Raw genomic sequence first — 17,253 nt, 5'->3', positions numbered from 1 at the left:
CCTGCCTGTTCATGGTGTGCTGCTGTAGGTCGGATTAGCGGCGGCACGCCGCGTAATCCGACACCATCGTTGGCGCAATTCAAGCCGGCATGACGGTGCGCGTACTCCAGTCGCGCCGCTCCAGCAGCAATGCCGTCAATTGCGCCGCCGTCATCGGGCGCGCGAAGAAAAAGCCCTGCACGTTGTCGCAGCCGGCTTTTCTCAAAAACTCCACCTGCTGCAGCGTTTCCACGCCTTCGGCCACCACTTTCAGATGCAGGCTGTGCGCCATGGCGATGATGGCAGTGACGATGGCTTCGCCTTCGCCGGGCAGGTCGTGCACGAAGCTGCGGTCGATTTTCAATTGATCGATCGGCAGGCGCTTCAGGTACGACATCGAGGAATAGCCGGTGCCGAAATCGTCGATCGACAGGTGGATGCCCGTGTCCTGCAGGCGCCGCATCAGTTCCACGTTGGCGTGGATATTGTCCATCAATACCCCTTCCGTGATTTCCAGCTCCAGCAAGCCATGCGGCAGCTGCGTCTCGTGCAGGATGGCGCGGATATCGTCCATCAGGCCCGGGTCGCGCGCCTGGCAGGCCGACAGGTTGACGGCCACGTGTTCGAGCGAATCGAGCAGGCCGGCCTTGCACCAGCTGGCCGCCTGGCGGCAGGCGCTTTGCAGCACCCAGCGCCCCAGCTCGACGATGATGCCGCTTTCCTCGGCCACGGGGATGAATTCGCTGGGGCTCAGCTGGCCCATCTCGCGGCAGTTCCAGCGTACCAGCGCTTCCACGCCGACGATGCGCCCGCTGCGCAAGTCGATCTGCGGCTGGTAGTGCAGATACAGTTCCTCGTTTTGCAGGGCGCGGCGCAGGTTCGCCTCCATGCGCAGGCGGCGCTGGGCGCGCAATTCCATTTCGGCCTTGAACACGGCATAGCGGTTCTTGCCCTGGTGCTTGGCGTGGTACATGGCCGTGTCGGCATTGCGCGTGAGGGTGGCCACGTCCTGCGCATCGAACGGATACAGGCTTACGCCGATGCTGGCGCTGACATATAGCTGGTGGCCTTCCAGCGCGAACGGCGCGGCCAGCACGGCGAGGATCTTGCGCGCCACGCTGGCCATTTCCGAAGCGTCGTCGGCCGGTTCGACGATGACGACGAATTCGTCGCCGCCGATGCGGCAGATGATGTCGGTGCCGCGCAGGATCGCCACCAGGCGCTCGGCGACGAGTTTGAGCAGCTGGTCGCCGCAGTGGTGGCCCAGCGTATCGTTGACCACCTTGAAGTTGTCCAGGTCCAGCAGCAGCAGTCCCACGCTGCTGTCCTGGCGGTCGGCGCGCGCCAGCGCGTAGGCCAGGGCGCCGTTGAATTCATGGCGGTTCGGCAGTTGCGTGACAGGGTCGACGTGGGCCAGGTAGTGCAAATGGCTTTCCGCATGCTGGGCGGCGGTGCGCGTGCGGCGCACCATCAGGACCGTCAGGCCGAACGCACACAGGCAGACCAGCAGGGTGAAGGCGGCAAATTGCGCCAGGCTGCCGAACAGCGGCGCCAGGCTGGCGCGCAGATACAGTGCGCCGCCACCGGGCAGGTTTTGCAGGAGGGCGGCGCTGCCGTCCAGGTAATCGATCTGCAGGCCGCTGCGCGGCGCTGCGGGCACGGCATCGCTGGCGCTGCGCGCGTAGCGGGCGAATGGCGTGCCATACGGACTGAAGAGCAGTGCTTGCCGGACATGCGGGGCGGCGGCGAGGGGCGCGAGCACCTGTTGCGCCGCCAGGCGATCATCGTGGCGCATGGCCTGGGCAGCGGCTGGCGCCAGCATGTCGGCCTGGATGCGCAGGTCGCGCTGGAGCGATGCCTGGAGGGAAAACAACTGGAAGAGGACCAGCAGCAGGCTGGCCGTGGCCAGCATGGCCGCTGCGGCCAGCAAGTTCAGCCTGGCTATCCGGTCACCGCGCAACTGCACCGAGGGCAGCATCAATGGCAGCATCATGACGCCTTCTCCTGCCGGCCCCGCTTGCTGCCGCCCCGTGTGATCCCGCCTCGCCCTGCCATACTTTGCGTTCCAGTCTGATGAAAACCGAAGTGAGCCGGAACTCTCAACGTGTTGCTAAGTGTTGCTAAGGCCGACATCTTGTCATTTTGCGGCGTGAAAGTACAGCGTACGCGGCAATTTAGTGGGCATGCCGCAAGCCGGTAGCCGCATGCAAGGCGACAAGTCAGGCGGAAAAGGCGGGACGTGTCTTTCGAATAATAATGTAATCTGAATTTTAATCCTTTTTTTAGCGGCGGGTTTTTGCCCCTAAAAACATGCTGCAGGTAAACAAAATGTCATGCAGAGTAACTTGCATGCCTGCAGCCGTCACGGCAGGGATTAACTTTTTGTCCGTATCGGCCAGTGCAAGTCATTGATTTTAATAAATTTTAATGAAGAATGCGAGAACGCTATGGCCTTGCTCCGCGAGTTCGTCCATAATCCGCTGATGATGGACGTTCTGATGCTGTTTATTTTGTCTGCTGCGGCCAAGTAAACTGCCGTCAGCAAAACCGGACGTCGCCCTAATGATCAATAGTGAGGATATCTTGGAAAAAAAACCAAAAATTATTTTGTCGTCACAAGACCTGGAACGACTGGAAGCGTTGTTGTATGCCTTGGGAAATAACTTGTCGCCGGACAAGGCCGCCTTGCTCGATGAGCTGGGCCGTGCCGAGGTGCTTGAGCCGCAAGAAATACCGCCCACCGTCGTGACGATGAATTCCACCGTGCGCTTCACGGTGGAAAACAAGGAAGAATTCTGCCTGACGCTCGTGTATCCGAAGGATGTGGAAGGCCAGGCCGACCGCATTTCCGTGCTGGCGCCCGTCGGCAGCGCGCTGCTGGGCTTGTCCGTCGGCGACAGCATCGCCTGGCCCATGCCCGGTGGCGTGGTGAAGGTGAAAATCGAGGAAATCGTTTACCAGCCTGAACGGGCCGGCGAATACCACCGCTAAGCGCGGCAAGCAGTGATGGCGGACGGCGCCTGCCGTTCGCCTGCCAGGCCGTGTTCCCAATAGTCAACTATTGCGTTGCACGCGCACCACCAGCCATCCCGCCACCACCGTGAACGTGACGATGATGGCGACGATGATCCAGAAGCCCTGCGGATGCTGGGCCAGCGGAATTCCCCCCACGTTCATGCCCAGCATGCCGGCGATGATATTGATCGGCAAGGCCAGCACGGTGACGATGGTCAGCACGAACAGGCTGCGGCTGTTTTCCTCGTTGACCCTGGCGGCAATCTCTTCCTGCAGTAATTTGATACGTTCCTGCAAGGATGACATATCGCTGAGCACCACCGAAAACTCCTCCGTCGACTGGCGCAATTCCAGACTGTCGAGCTCCGACACCCACGAAGGCGGGCGTTGCAGCAGGCGGAACAGGGCGGCCGGTTCCGGCGCCAGCAGGCGCTGCAGCCGCACCAGCACGCGCCGCATGGCGCCCAGGTCTTCGCGCTTGGGCACCAGGCGCCCGGCCAGCAAGTGGTCTTCGATATCGTCGACCCGCGCCACGGCATCGCGCACGATGTTGACCAGCACGTCAGCCTGATCGCGCAGCAGATGGATCAGCAGTTCCACCGACGAGCGGATCGGCTCGTGGTTCTTGATGACGGCCTGGCGCAAGCGCTCGATCGACTGCAGCGGCGCGCGGCGCGCCGTGATGACGAGGTCTTGCGCCACACTGGCCCACATGGTGGAAATGTCGGACGCTTCGAACGAGAAATTGTGCACCACATCGTTGACCACGGCGATCAGGGTGTTTTCTGCCTGTTCGATACGCGTCGAGCGGGAACCCTGGTGCAGCGTCTCATAGAATTCGTCGGCCAGCTGCGTATGCGTCATCAGCCATTTTTCGCTGGCCGCGTGCGATAAATTGAAATGCAGCCAGACGAATTGCTGCGCCGGCCTGGCCGCGCCATCGGCCAGCCAGGCCAGTGCGGCCGCCGAGTCGAGCGCCAGCGGCTGCGCTTCGCGGCCAAACAGGAAGCCCCAGACCAGGCCCGAGGTGTCCGAGCCGTAGGTAAAACCGGCAGTTTCCATCGCCATCGTGAATCTTTCTCGCGCAGTGTAATTGATCGTCGCGCGATTTTAATACACGGATGTGTCGGGAAAATGACAAGGCCACCGCGATGGGTGGCCTTGGTGGGGACTACAACCGCATTTTAGTCGCGGCGCGGATTATCGGGCCTGCGGTCATCGCGGTTCGGTACGCCATCGCCGTCGCGGTCGTGGCGGTTGCCATTGTCGCGGTCATGGCGGTTGGGGATGCCGTCGCGGTCGCGGTCGCCGTTCGGTCCGCGTGGCGACCAGCGGCCTTGCTCCATCTGCCAGCGGCCATCGCGCTGGTTCCAGGCGGGTGGCGCATACGCATAGCCGGGGCGTTCGGCGATCCACACACCCGGTGTCCAGGCGTAGCGCTGGCTGCGCCATTCCCAGTGGCCGGGCGCCCAGGTGTAGCCGTGGCGCGCGCGCGGGATGGCTTCGCGGCGCGGTGGCGGCGGGGCGATGCGGATGTCGTCATAGCGCACGGGCTGCATTTGCGCGGCGACCCAGCCGCCACGATCCAGGCGCCAGCGGTTGTTCTCTTGTATCCAGGCGGCGCGGCGGTACTGGTTGCCGCCGCGTTCGCGCAGCCATTCGCCGCCGCTCCAGACATGGCGCTGGCCGTCCCAGTTCCAGTAACCCGGTGCCCAGACATAGCCGGCGCGCGGCACGGGGGCGCGTTCAAAGCGTGGTGGAGGCGGGGCGTTGCCGACGACAATGCTCACGCCGAGCTGATTCTGTGCCATCGCCTGCGCCGGCAAAAAGGCCGCGGTGCTGATGGCAAGCATGGCTGCTGCGTAGAGTGCGATGGGTTTCATGGTGTGCTCCATTTCGGTGATTGCGTGAAATGGACTATAGGCGCTTGCTGGCGGTTTTTCGCCTTTGATTCAACTTATTACAATTGACACAATGCTGTGTGTCCGTGTATCCGTGGCCGATACAAATGGCGGCCTGGCGCGTGGCTATGTACGCTGCGCCAGGCGGCATACGCTCAGCATCGATGGCTCACAGGGTGCTGGCGGTGGCGTTGCCCAGCAAGGCTTGGCGTTCCTCGATCAGCGAGATTTTCTTTTCCTGTTCCGTCAGGCGCTTGGCGCTGACCACCACGACGGGGATGGCGCTCGCTTGCGCCGCAGCGGCGGTCCTGGCTACCGATGGCTGCATGAAGCTGACATAGCTGGCGCCGCAAGCGATGGCGACGGCGACGGTGAAGATGGCTTCCATGTTTTTCAACGTTTTCATGATGCTTCCTTTCGGGTGGCGGGTGGGTATGTATGCACTGTAGCCAAGGGCGCGCCAGCGCGCCATGCGGATGCGACCAACCGTGGTTTTGGCGGGATGGCCTGCAAAAAAACGGCGCTGAAATGCCAGCGCCCGGGGCTGGCGGGCGACCGCTTGAATTGAGGCCTAATTAGCCCTGTATCCGTGCATATGAATGCACTTGCCGCATGGCATTATTTAACGCTGCACACTGCCGCGCGCGGCAAGTGCAAGGCCAGCTGTCCTGCTAGAATCGGCATGGCGGCCCCGTCGCGTGGATAAAAATATCATCAGGAGTCACATATGTTCCAATTGTTTGGTTTTGGCGGCGCCCGCTGCCCGCGTTGCGAGCACAAGAACGGCGCTGCCGCCGGCTATTGCGCGCAATGCGGCTTGTCGCTGGGCGCCCCCGACAGCGACGCGGTGCTGCATGCCAACCAATGGCATCTTGCTGATGGGCAACTGGCCCTGTTCTTCGGCGTGCGCGAGCTGTCCTCGCTGTTCGGCGGCGCGGCGCGGCGCCTGCAGGTGCCGGCCGAGTCGCGCGCCTGGATCGTGCAATCGGACGCTTTCACCTTGATACCGGCCGGCGACTACGACAGCGCCGCCTTCTTCGCGCGCCTGCCCGCGCTGCTGCCGGCGCGTCCGGCCGAAGTGCTGATCGCGCGCGCCGACGCCGTGCATCTCGAATTCGACCTGCCCGGCCTGGCCAGCACGGAACTGCTCAACGTCGCCGCGTCCTTGCGTATCGATATCGCGCTGGGCCAGCCCGATGCGTTCGCGCGCCAGTTCATGCGCGCGCCGGGTGCCGTCACGCGCGCCCACCTGCACGCCTTGCTGCTGCCATCCGTGCGCCAGATTGCGCTGGAATTCATCGGCAGCCGCGCGCTGCGCGAGATGGATGCGAATGTGGATCTGCGGCCCGAACTGAACGAACGCCTGCAATCGGCGCTGACGCAACGGCTGGCGCCATCCGGCCTGGCCGTGGCGCGCGTGGAGACGCTGGCGCTACGCCATGACAAGCGCGACGGCAACGCCGACGCCGCCATCGGCACCCTGTGGCTGGGCGGCTTGCCGGCGCAGGAACTGGAGCAGCACAGCCTGGAGCGCATGAAACAGCTCGACCAGTTGTATGACGAGGAAGAGTGGCAGCGCATCCGCCGCGAAGAACTGGCGGCGCGCCATGCGCATCGCCGCGCCGAGCTGCAGCAGGATGCGACGCTGGAAAAAGCGGAGCTGGGCCACCAGGAAGCGGAGCGCCTGCAGGCGCTGCGCGGACGCCAGATCGACCTGTATGGCCGCATCCTGGAAGCGAAATCGCGGCGCCAGGCGCTCGACCACGGCGCCGCGCTGGCGCTGGGCGAGCTGGAACAGGAACTGGCGCAGAAGGGCGCACAGCGCGCCGATGAAACGGCGAACTGGGAACATGTGCGCGCGCTGGCCGCCATCAAGATGCGCAGCGAGCTGGAACTGTCGCAGCTGCATGGGCGCGAACAGATCCAGCTGGCGCAGCAGCGCTTTACGCATCAGGTGCACTTGCAGTCGATCGCGCAGCAGATCGAAAGCGCGCTGCTGATCGACGACGAGACGGGCCGCCGCACCCAGCTGGCGCGCCTGCGCCAGGCGGAGGCGGATGCGGCCCAGCGCGAGGCGCAGCTGGAGGCCGAGCAGCACCAGGCCGCCTGGCAGGGCCTGATGCTGGCGAATGCGGCGCGCAAGCGCGAAGCGGAGCGGGTGCAGGAGTGGGAAGACCAGATGCAGCTGGCGCGCCAGCGCGAATTGCTGCGCGCCGAGGCGCACAAGGATGCAGCGGCGCAGGTGCAGGCGGCGGACATCGCGGAAAAAGTCGCGGCGCTGCGGCGTGGCGGCGCGCGCGAAGACGCCATCGCGCAGCAGGAAAAGCTGTTGCGCACCATCGAGGCCGACGGCGTGCACGCGCGCCAGCTGCAGCAGCAAACGCAGCTGGCGCAGCTCGACGCGCTGGCCATCGAGGAACAGCGCCAGCAGCTGCGCCAGCTGGAACAGGAAGCGCAATGGCAGCGCGACTTGCTGGCCATGGCGCAGCAGCGCGAAAGCGATTACGCGCGCTGGAAGGGTGAATACGAAGCCCTGCTGGCGCAGCAGGCGCATGCGGCAGAACTGGCGCGCATCGATATCGACCGCATCGAGAAAATCGGCAGCTTGAGCGACACGGGCAAGCTGGCCATGGCCGCCGGGCAGAATGTAAGCGCGCTGGCGCAAGTGCTGAAAGTGCAGCTGCAGGCGGGCATGAGCGCCGAGCAGATTCACGCGCTGGCGGCGCTGGCGGCGGCCGAAAACAGTATCGCGCCGCTGGACGCCATGCGCATGGCGCAGGATAGCGTGGCGCAGGAGCGCAGCTACCTGGAAGGCCAGGCGGAACGCGAACGGCGCCAGCAGCTCGACCTGATCAATTTGCAGAACGCGGCGCACGCGCATGGCCTGTCGGCGCAGGCGCAGCTGGGTGTGGCCGTGGCGCAGGCGCTGCAGCCAGGCGCGGCCTCTGCCGCGCCGGCCCGCTGCAAGAACGGCCATGCGCAGCGCGCGGGCCATCCGGAAGATAAATTCTGCGCCGCCTGCGGCGTCGCCCTGCAGCCTTGATGGAAGCGTTTCACCCCAGATGATGCAAAAAGCACGAGACAAACTGCGGGAACTGCGCGCCCTCCATGACGACGGGCTGCTCAGCGAGCAGGAATTTGAGCGCCGCAAGAATGCCATCCTCGACGCCGAGTACGCGCCGCCCGGCGCCGCACCTGTGGCCGCGCCGCTGCCGGTGCGCCAGGGCACGGAGCTGGGCTTCATGACGGGCCAGGAAATCGGCCCGCAAAACCGCCGCTACCGGCTCGAACGGCTGATCGGCACGGGCGGCATGGGGCAGGTGTGGCAAGCCACCGACCTGGCCACGCACGCGGAGCTGGGCAGCAGCGAAATGGTGGCGCTGAAGATCTTGCCGCCGCAGTTGACGCAAAGCGCCACGCACGCCAAGCTGCTGATCGAGGAAGCGACCCAGGCGCGCAAACTCGCGCATGAAAACATCGTGCGCGTCTACGAGTGGGCGCAAGATCCTGCCACGGCCAGCTATTTCATCATCATGGAATGCCTCGATGGCGAAGACCTCGAACACTACCTGGGCCGCCAGGGCGCGCTGCCGCTCTCCAGGGTGCAGGAATTGCTGCAGCCGGTGGCCGAGGCCCTGTCGTATGCGTGGGAAAAGCACAAGCTGGTGCACCGCGACATCAAGCCGGGCAATGTCTTCCTGACGGCGAAGGGCGATATCAAATTGCTCGATTACGGCATCGCCACGCGCGTGCGCAATGCGGACAGCAGCCTGGCGCTGGACATGCCGAACGCGGGCACGCACGGCTACCGGGCGCCCGAGGCCGGCGCCAACCAGCGCCAGCCTAGCCCGCGCCTGGACGTGTATGCGGTGGCCGTGATGATTTACCAGATGCTCGAAGGGCGCATGCCTTTCGACGATGCGCGCAGCGCCAGCCATTTGCCATCAACCCCGCAAGCGCTCAATGCGGCGCAGTGGCAAGTGCTGCAGAACGGTTTTTCGCTGACGGCGGAATTGCGGCCGCTATCGGTGCAAGCCTTGCTGGAAAATCTGGAGCGTGCTGCCGGGCCGTCGCCCGAAGAACTGGCGGAACAGGCGCGCCAGCAGCAGGCGCGCACGGCGCAGCAACAACGGCAGGCGGCGCTGGCCGCCGAACAGGCGCGCGAGGAAGAGATCAAGCGGGCCCGGATACGCCAGGAAGAACTGGACCAGCGGCGCAAGGCGGAAATCCATGCCGCCGCACTGGAAAAGCAGCGGCAGGACAAACTGCGCCGCGAACAGGAGGCGCAGCGCCATTTCGAAGCGGAAGAGGCGCGCAAGCTGCGCAAGGAAGCGCTGCGCGGCCAGTTGCGCGCGCGCCGCGAAGCCGACGCCGCCACGGCCTTGCAGGAGCATCAGGAATTGCAGCGCAAGGCCATCGTCGCCAAGGCGGAGGCGGCCTATCGCGCCGAGCAGGAACGCGCGCGTCGCGCAGAGGCCAGCCGCGCCGCCGCGTCGGTCCCTGCGCCGGCATCCGCGCCGGCGCCAGCAGCGGAATCGGAACATGTGCAAGCGGTGGCCAATGCCGAAGGCATCTTGCGCGACGATTTCCTCGATGGCGCGGGGCAGGGCCCGGAACTGGTGCTCATTCCCAGCGGCCGCTTCCAGATGGGCGCGCACGAGGCGGAGCACAAGGCCGCCATCCAGGCCGGCTCGCTGCAGGCCTGGCTGGAACGCGAGACGCCGCAGCACTGGGTCGGCATCGAGCGCCCGTTCGCGCTGGCGCGCCACCCCGTCAGCGTGGGCGAATGGCGCGCCTTCGTCAAGGCGACCGGCTGGGGGGGAGGTTCCGAGACGGACTGGGACAATCCCGGTTTCGTGCAAACCGATCTGCACCCGGTGGTCGGCGTGAGCTGGAATGATGCGCAGCTGTACCTGGCCTGGCTCAGCGAGCGCACCGGGCGGCAGTACCGCCTGCCCAGCGAAGCGGAATGGGAATACGCCTGCCGCGCCGGCACGCGCACGGCCTTCAACGTGGGCGACACGATCAGCACCGAGCAAGCCAATTACGACGGCCTGTATGTCTACAACGGCGGCCCGCGCGGCGTGTACCGGGGCGGCACCACGCCGCTGGGCAGCTTCGCGCCGAATTCCTGGGGCTTGTTCGACATGCATGGCAATGTGTGGGAATGGGTGCAGGACGTGGTGCACGACAATTACGACGGCGCGCCAGTCGACGGCAGCGCGTGGGAAGAGGGCAGCGACAGCAGCCGGCGCATCCTGCGCGGCGGCTCCTGGCTGTATCACCCGCGCTATCTGCGCTCGGCCCTGCGCAACGCTTTTTCCACCGTGCTGTCGAACGACATCGTCGGTTTCAGGGTGGCGCGCACGCTCGATTAATTTATTGTTAAATATGTCATCTTGGCCGATACTTCATGCACCTTAACCGTGCCGGAGTGTCCGTGTTCAAACGCCGCCTGCTGTCCATCGTGTTCGCCTGCCTACCCGTCTCTGTCCTGGCCAGCGACTTGCCCTCTTATCCCTTCATCCATGCGACGGGGACGGCGTTCAGCTTTGTCTTGCCCGACCTGGGCGAGATCGATTTCGACGTCAGCGTCTTCGACCCCTCGCCCGAAGCGGCCACGCTCCTCGTGCAGACGCGCATTACGGAAGTCAAGGCGCTGCTGGTGGAGCAGGGTTTGCCCGAGGCGGCGGCCGGCATCGAGGTGCGCGACGTGCGCAAGGAAATCCGCAAGGGCGCGGAACAGGACCCGGCCAATCCGCAGTACCTGATCAAGGCCAGCGTGCATATCAATGTGGCGGACCTGTCGAAATGGCCCGCCGTCATGCGTCCGCTGCTGGCCATGCCCAACCTCGATGCGTTTGCCGTCACCTTCGGCGCCACCGAACGCATCCGCCTGGAAGAGGAATTGATGGGCGAAGCCGTCAAGGATGCACAGCGCAAGGCCGATGCCATGGCGCGCGGCTTCGGCAAGCGCGTGGGCGCCGTGGCCGGCATCTCCTCGGACCAGCTGAAAAACCTGGGCAATGCGGTGGGCCTGGTGCCGTCCGACCGTTACCAGCGCGCGAACAGCCGCCAGCGGCAAAATCCCGACGACATGCTGATGGTCACCGTCATGAAGATGGGGCAGACGGTGGACGCCCTGTTCCGTATCAAATAGCCTGGCGCCCGGGGAGCTGGCTGCGCAAAGCGGGCAAACGGTGTAAATTGTGGCTTTCCAAACGCTCCAAGGAACGCCATGACCATCAAAGCCATCCGCGACCAGTCGCAACCCATGCGCCACATCGTGCACGTGCGCGATCACATCATTTCCGCCGACGCCTCGGTGGCTGAAGGCGGCGGCGATGCCGGTCCTTCACCGCACGACCTGTATGACGCGGCCCTGTCGGCCTGCAAGGCGCTCACGGTGGTCTGGTACGCCAAACACAAGGGCATCCCCCTGGAACATGTGGAAGTGTCGACCGAGCGCGATGCCAGCGAAGAGCGCAAGGGCGTGTACCGCCTGGCCGCCACCCTGCACCTGAGCGGTGACTTGAGCGACGCGCAGCGCCAGGAATTGCTGGCCGCAGCCGGCAAATGCCCGCTGCATAAATTGATGACGGCTGTGACCACCGAAGTGACGACGGTGCTGGCATGAGCGCGGCCATCCTGAAAAGCCACGAAAAGGACCTGGGCGGCGGCTTTGTCGTGCGGCGTTTGCTGCCGTCCGCCGTCAAACAGGCTGTCGGCCCCTTCATTTTCTTTGACCATTTCGGCCCCATTGACGTGGCGCCCGATGCCAACCACGACGTGCGCCCCCATCCGCATATCGGCCTGGCCACCGTCACCTATCTGTTCGAAGGCGCGATCGACCACCGCGACAGCATCGGCTCGTACCAGCGCATCGAGCCGGGCGCCATCAACTGGATGACGGCCGGGCGCGGCATCGTGCATTCCGAGCGCACGCCGCACGACCTGGCCGGCCAGCCGCACCGCACGCACGGCTTGCAGCTGTGGGCCGCGCTGCCCAAGGCGCATGAAGAAGACGAACCGAGTTTCACGCACACGCCGCAAGCCGAGATTCCCGTCGTGGCGCTCGATGGCGCCATCGTGAAAGTGTTGATCGGTTCGGCGTTTGGCCAGACCTCGCCCGTGCGCACCTATATGCAGACGCTGTACCTGGACGTGGCGCTGCAGGCGGGGCGCGAGCTGCGCCTGGAAGGCTTGCCGCCGGAAGCGGCGGTGTATCCGATCAGCGGCGAGGTGCTGCTCGATGGCGTGGCGCTGGTGCCGCATACCATGGCGCTGCTGGAGGCCGGCGCCGTGCCCGTGGTGACGGCAAGCAGCGGCCCGGTGCAATTCGTGGTGATCGGCGGCGAGCCGCTGGACGGCCACCGCTTCCTGTTCTGGAATTTCGTCTCGTCGAGCAAGGAGCGTTTGTCGCAGGCGGCCGACGACTGGAGCGCCCAGCGCATGGGGAGCGTGCCGGGCGAGATGGAATTCATCCCGTTGCCGAAGGCGCCCCTGCGCCCGGCGACCTGAGTCCCTCTTAGAAACGCGCGCGCAAGGTCAGTTGCGCCTTGCGCGGCTCGCCATAGAAATTGCCCCAGGCCGGCGCGCCCACCGTCTGGTAGTAGCGCTTGTCGAGCAGATTCGTCACGGACAGTGCCGCCGTCCAGTTGCGGTCGATCTGGTACGCGGCGCGCGCGCTCCACAATGCATACGCGCCTTGCGCCACGGTCACGTCGCGCGTGACGCGCGAGCTTTCCGTCTGGAAGTTTACGCCGCCGCCCACGCTCCACTTTTGCAAGGCGCCGGGCAGGCGGTAGTCGCTCCACGCGCGCAGCATGTGGCGCGGCGAGTAGGTGCTGGCAAACATCACGCCCGCATTCGAGGTCTGCTCCAGGTACTTGAAATTGTTCAGGGTGTAGCCGGCGAACAGCTGCCAGCCCGGCGCCACTTCGCCGCTGATTTCCGCGTCGAGGCCTTCGCTGCGTACCTTGCCCGCCGAGAAATAGCACTCCGTGCCGCTGGTGCAGATATTGACCAGATCGGCCTCGGCGCGGTTGCGCTGCTCGATGCGGAACAGCGCCAGCGAGGTGTTCACCTTGCCGTCGAACAGTTCACCTTTCACGCCCACTTCCAGGTTGCGGCCTTTCAGCGGATCGAGCAGGGCGCCAGCGGCCGTGCGCTGGTTTTGCGGCTGGAAGATGTCGGAGACGCTGGCGTAGCCGGACCAGCGCTTGTCGAATGCGTAAATGACGCCGCCATACGGTGTGACGACGCCGTTTTCGCGGGACGGATCGAGATATACCTCGCCCGTGTCGCGGTACACGCTGGTCGATTTGTAGTTCGACACGCGCGCGCCCGCCACCACGGTGAGCGGGTCGCTGACGCTGAAGCGGGCCACGCCATAGGCACCCGTCTGCGTCATCCTCGTCAGACTGTGGCCACCGCCATATTGTTCTTTGCGTATCCAGGCATCGCTCGGTTCCGCCACGCCGTGATTCGGTTGCAGCGCGCTATTGGGCAGCTTCATCATGGCCAGGCTGTAGTCGCTGTCGCTTTGCAGCCGGTTCGTGCTGACGCCGGCGCTGAAGCCGTGGCGGCGGCCGAAGGCGTTGAATTTGCCATCGAGCGACAGATCGAGTCCCTTGTTGTTGGTGCCGTAGTCGAACACGCCGGCGTACATCATCATGCCGGCCATGGTAGCCGGGTTAAGCGCGCCCAGGTTGAACATGTATTTCACGTCGTGCTGTTCGCGCGTGTAATTGGCGCTGGCCTTGAGCGACCAGTCGGCATCGAAGCGGTGTTCGAATTCGGCGAAGGCGGCCGTCTGGCGGCTGTCCCAGCGGTTCCAGTCCGCGCCGAGGTAGGCCGAGCGGGGCAGTTTCGGGTCGCTGCCATCGCGGTAGCGGGGCATGCCCGAGAAAAACGGCGTCGACTTCAGTTTTTCGTAGCTGGCGCCTGTCGTCAGCTTGCTGCCGGGCGCCAGGTCGAATTCCAGCACGCCATACAGCACGTCGGTGCGGCTGTCGGCCACGTCATAAAAATAATCGCGCTGCTCGTGCGCGGCAACGACGCGGCCGCGGATGCTGCCCGAGTCGTTCAAGGGGCCGGTGACGTCGACTTCGCCGCGCACGTCGTTCCAGCGGCCGGCGCTGAGCGCCAGCTGCACCTGTTTTTCCGCCAGCGGGCGTTTGCGCACCATGTTGATGGCGGCGCCCGGCGAACCTGTGCCCTGCAGCAGGCCTGTGGCGCCGCGCACGATTTCCACGCGATCGAGCATGGCCGTGTTGCTGGTAAAACTGTTCGCCTGCGGGTAGAACATGGCGCGGTTGACGCCATCGAACTGGTACGTGTCGACCATGAAGCCGCGCGAATACACATAGCGCCCGCCCATGGGGCTGTCGTACATGGTGATGCCGGTGGTATTGGCCAGCACGGCGTCGATGGTATTGAGGTTCTGGTCGTCCATCTTCTGGCGCGTGACGACGCTGACGGACTGGGGAATTTCGCGCAGGGTTTGCACGCCCTTGCCGACGGTGACGGCGCGCGCCGCGTACGAGTTGCTGTGTTCACTGACGGGGTCGCGCTCCATGCTGGCGCTGATCGTCACAGGCGCCATGGTCTTTTCCACGCCGGTCGCCGAGGCGGAGGTTGGCGCCGCCTGGCGCAGCACATACGCGCCGTTCGGCAACTGCAGCGCTTCCAGGCCGCTGCCGGCCAGTACCTGGGCAAAGCCCTGGCCGACATTGAAGCTGCCGCGCACGCCGGGCGAGCGCAGGCCGCGCGTCTGCGCGGGATCGGTCGACAGGCTGACGCCGGCGGCGACGGCAAAATCGTTCAGGGCGGTGGCCAGCGGGCCGGCCGCAATGGTGTAGGCTTGCGGCGCGCTGGCGGCGGCCTGGCCTTGTGCCAGCGCGGGTACGGCGAGGAAGGCGGCGGGGGCGGCGCACGCCATGGCCAGGACGGCCAGGCGGATGGCGCGCGCGGCGGGATGGAGGACGGGGGTGGTCAGCTGCATGCTTGGTCTTTCTGCTCTAAAGGGATAAGGATTGGCGTATGAATCGGCTACTTACCTATCAAGCCGAAGCAGCGCAGCGAAACACCAACCCCTGGCGCAAAAAAACTGAAAATAATCAGGTTGAACGGGCCGACACCGTGGCCCAGTAGCGCGTGAAGTACGTCACTTGCAGGCCGTGCGAGGCGCACAGGCTTTCCAGCACGGCGTCGATATCGTCGAGGCGGTAGGTGCCCGTGACGGGGCGCCGCGCCACTCTGGCGTCGCAGGCGAGACGCCCGCGCCGGTAGCGCGCCAGTTCCGCTACCAGTTGCTGCAGCGGCCAGTCGGCGGCCACCAGCATGCCGCGCAGCCAGCTGTCCTGGTGCGCGGGCATGGCCAGCACGGCTGCCAGGCCCGTGTCGGAGAAGCGCAACTGCTGGCCCGCTTCCAGGCGCCGCACGGCGTCCGGGCGCGCCGCGCAGCGCACTTCCACCGCGTGTTCGAAGACGCTGACGACGCTGCCGTCCGCATCGCAGCGCACGCCGAAGCGCGTGCCCAGCGCGCGGATCACGCCGTGCGGCGTATCGACCAGGAAGGGGCGGGCATCGGATGCCGTCGTGATCAGGATTTCGCCATGGTGCAGGTGGATGCGGCGGCGCGCGGCGCTGTAGTCGATATCCACGGCGCTATCCGTATTGACCTCCATGCGCCCGCCATCGGCCAGGGTCACGTGGCGGCGCTGGCCCGGCGCCGTGCGCAAGGATGCCGTCAGGGCTTGCCATGGACCCGATTGCAAGCCCGCCTGGCCCAGCACGATGCCGCCACCGGCCGCCACCAGCACGGCGAGTATTTTGGCGGCGGCGCGCCGGCGCTGCTGTGCCGCCTGCAGGGCGGGAATCGCCAGCGCTGCCGGTATCGCGCCCAGTTGGCCGTCCATGCGCTGCAGCAGCTGCCAGGCCCGTTCATGCTCGGCGCTGGCGTCGCGCCATGCCTGCACGGCGGCCGGGTCGGCGCTGCCGCACTGGAGTTCCACATGCCAGTGGGCGGCGGCGGCCAGCACCTTGCGGCGGATGGGCGACGAAGCGGAGGCCGATGCGGTGAACATCAGGCGGCCGCCAGCAGCAGGCATTCCGTGTAGGCGCGCACCAGGTGTTTTTTCACGGTCGGCAGGGACACGCCGAGGCGCCGGCTGATCTCCACATAGCTGAGCTCCTCGATTTGCGCCAGCAGGAAGATGGTCCGCGTGCGCGCCCCCAGGCGGTCGAGCAGGCGGTCGACGGCGAGCAGGGTTTCGATGATGATGGCATGCGTTTCGGCGCTGATCGATGCCGGCTCGGCCTGCTGCGCCAGCGCTTCCAGGTAGGCATGTTCCAGCGCCTGGCGCCGGTAGCGGTCGATCAGCAGACCGCGCGCGATGGTCGCCAGGTAGCCGCGCGGCTCGCGCAGGGGCGCCAGCAGTGTCACCTCGCGCTTGCCCAGCAGGCGTAAAAACGTGTCCTGCGCCAGGTCGGCCGCCTCGGCGCGGTTGCCCAGCTTGCCGCGCAGCCAGCCATACAGCCAGCCGTGGTGTTCGCTGTACAGGGTGGTCAGGGGGATGGCATGGACGGGACTGATGGTACTCACTGCGTTCTCCAGGCAAGGGATGAGCTGGGCTGACGGAACGCGGGGTGCCGGCTGGCTGGGCTGTTTGAGAATGATACGCATTATCACATTGCCACGCCGCCGGCGTCAATTCGCGTCAGCCACCGAGGCGCCAGCGCGCTTGCCACTGTTGCAGATCCGCCCAGGCCGTCTGGAGTGCGCCAGCGGACCAGTGCAGCAGGCTGTCCAGCGCCAGCACGGTGCGGCGCAGGTGGATGCCATCGAAAAACACGTGGTCGGCCACGACGGTGGCGGCCAGCCAGGCGGCGAGGATGACGATGATGTCGTGCCGGCCGCTTTTCCACCAGCGCAGCGAGTGGCGGCGGAAAATCCACGGCACGCCCAACGGATTGGGCCAGTCGGCCAGCAGATGCATGATGCCGCCTGCGGCAAAGCCGAACAGGGGCGGCGCCCACAGGTGGTGCGGCAATTGCAGATACGTGTAGACGAGCAGGGCGATCCAGGCCAGGCCCCAGTGCGTCCAGGTGCGGTGCGTGATCCACAGCCGGTGCGTGCGCGCCCACCAGGCCACTTCCAGCCAGTCCGGCGCCGTGCCGCCCAGTGCGCCCATCACAAAGGCGAGCATGCTCAGCACTTGGTAGGGGCCACCGGCGCCAGCGTGCGCGACCAGGGCTGCGGCGATCACGCCGGCAGCCCAACCGGTCGCATGATGCGCTTTGTTGGAAGCCATAGAAAATGTAAAACGCCATGCGGGCGCTGTGTGAAATACAG

Annotated in this window: 14 protein-coding genes; 6 read left to right on the top strand and 8 right to left on the bottom strand. The window is 65.6% G+C overall.

Annotated features, from left to right (window positions below):
• Positions 1-79: 79 nt before the first annotated feature.
• A complete protein-coding gene (locus C8C92_RS18480) occupies positions 80-1,972 on the bottom strand; it encodes an EAL domain-containing protein (protein ID WP_099763286.1) in 1,893 nt (630 codons plus the stop codon).
• 590 nt (positions 1,973-2,562) lie between these two features.
• Between C8C92_RS18480 and rnk the strand changes: the two genes are divergently transcribed.
• Positions 2,563-2,970 carry a nucleoside diphosphate kinase regulator gene (rnk, locus tag C8C92_RS18475; protein ID WP_162835757.1) on the top strand — a complete coding sequence of 136 codons (408 nt, stop codon included), beginning with the start codon at positions 2,563-2,565 and terminating at the stop codon, positions 2,968-2,970.
• A 63-nt stretch (positions 2,971-3,033) separates the two neighbouring features.
• Here rnk and C8C92_RS18470 read toward each other — a convergent pair whose 3' ends face one another.
• From C8C92_RS18470 to C8C92_RS18460, 3 genes are all read right to left on the bottom strand, one after another.
• Positions 3,034-4,062, bottom strand: a complete 1,029-nt coding sequence (locus C8C92_RS18470; protein ID WP_180287907.1) for a transporter — start codon at positions 4,060-4,062, stop codon at positions 3,034-3,036.
• 116 nt (positions 4,063-4,178) lie between these two features.
• On the bottom strand, positions 4,179-4,877 hold the full coding sequence (locus C8C92_RS27835; protein ID WP_243420276.1) for a YXWGXW repeat-containing protein: 699 nt from the start codon (positions 4,875-4,877) through the stop codon (positions 4,179-4,181).
• 187 nt (positions 4,878-5,064) lie between these two features.
• Positions 5,065-5,301 (bottom strand): hypothetical protein, encoded by a 237-nt coding sequence (locus C8C92_RS18460; protein WP_116744896.1) that lies wholly within the window; start codon positions 5,299-5,301, stop codon positions 5,065-5,067.
• Positions 5,302-5,622: 321 nt separating this feature from the next.
• On the opposite strand from C8C92_RS18460, the gene C8C92_RS18455 reads away from it, so the two are divergent.
• The 5 genes from C8C92_RS18455 (at position 5,623) to C8C92_RS18435 (ending at position 12,416) form a co-directional block, all read left to right on the top strand.
• On the top strand, positions 5,623-7,938 hold the full coding sequence (locus C8C92_RS18455) for a hypothetical protein (protein WP_116744895.1): 2,316 nt from the start codon (positions 5,623-5,625) through the stop codon (positions 7,936-7,938).
• Positions 7,939-7,957: 19 nt separating this feature from the next.
• The gene (locus tag C8C92_RS18450) at positions 7,958-10,273 is read left to right on the top strand and encodes an SUMF1/EgtB/PvdO family nonheme iron enzyme (RefSeq protein WP_165829488.1); all 2,316 of its coding nucleotides are present in this window, start codon (positions 7,958-7,960) and stop codon (positions 10,271-10,273) included.
• 62 nt (positions 10,274-10,335) lie between these two features.
• On the top strand, positions 10,336-11,055 hold the full coding sequence (locus C8C92_RS18445) for an SIMPL domain-containing protein (protein ID WP_243420275.1): 720 nt from the start codon (positions 10,336-10,338) through the stop codon (positions 11,053-11,055).
• Positions 11,056-11,133: 78 nt separating this feature from the next.
• Positions 11,134-11,532, top strand: a complete 399-nt coding sequence (locus C8C92_RS18440; protein WP_116744894.1) for an OsmC family protein — start codon at positions 11,134-11,136, stop codon at positions 11,530-11,532.
• Complete coding sequence (locus C8C92_RS18435; protein WP_116744893.1) at positions 11,529-12,416, top strand: pirin family protein; 888 nt, start codon at positions 11,529-11,531, stop codon at positions 12,414-12,416. The genes C8C92_RS18440 and C8C92_RS18435 overlap by 4 nt, the downstream gene beginning before the upstream one ends.
• Positions 12,417-12,423: 7 nt before the next feature.
• Here C8C92_RS18435 and C8C92_RS18430 read toward each other — a convergent pair whose 3' ends face one another.
• The 4 genes from C8C92_RS18430 to C8C92_RS18415 form a co-directional block, all read right to left on the bottom strand.
• Positions 12,424-14,901, bottom strand: a complete 2,478-nt coding sequence (locus tag C8C92_RS18430) for a TonB-dependent receptor (RefSeq protein WP_116744892.1) — start codon at positions 14,899-14,901, stop codon at positions 12,424-12,426.
• A gap of 115 nt (positions 14,902-15,016) precedes the next feature.
• Entirely contained in the window at positions 15,017-15,985 is a 969-nt protein-coding gene (locus C8C92_RS18425; RefSeq protein WP_165829487.1) for a FecR domain-containing protein, read from the bottom strand.
• Positions 15,985-16,503, bottom strand: coding sequence for a sigma-70 family RNA polymerase sigma factor (locus tag C8C92_RS18420; protein WP_243420274.1), 519 nt, complete (start codon positions 16,501-16,503; stop codon positions 15,985-15,987). Before C8C92_RS18420 ends, C8C92_RS18425 begins: the two co-directional genes overlap by 1 nt.
• Before the next feature lie 115 nt (positions 16,504-16,618).
• Entirely contained in the window at positions 16,619-17,212 is a 594-nt protein-coding gene (locus tag C8C92_RS18415) for a metal-dependent hydrolase (protein WP_116744889.1), read from the bottom strand.
• Positions 17,213-17,253: the final 41 nt, after the last annotated feature.

Source organism: Janthinobacterium sp. 78, from assembly GCF_003096775.1.
Lineage (GTDB): Bacteria > Pseudomonadota > Gammaproteobacteria > Burkholderiales > Burkholderiaceae_D > Janthinobacterium > Janthinobacterium tructae.
The sequence above is the reverse complement of the archived record's forward strand: the minus strand, read 5'-3'. Positions and strand labels throughout refer to the sequence as shown.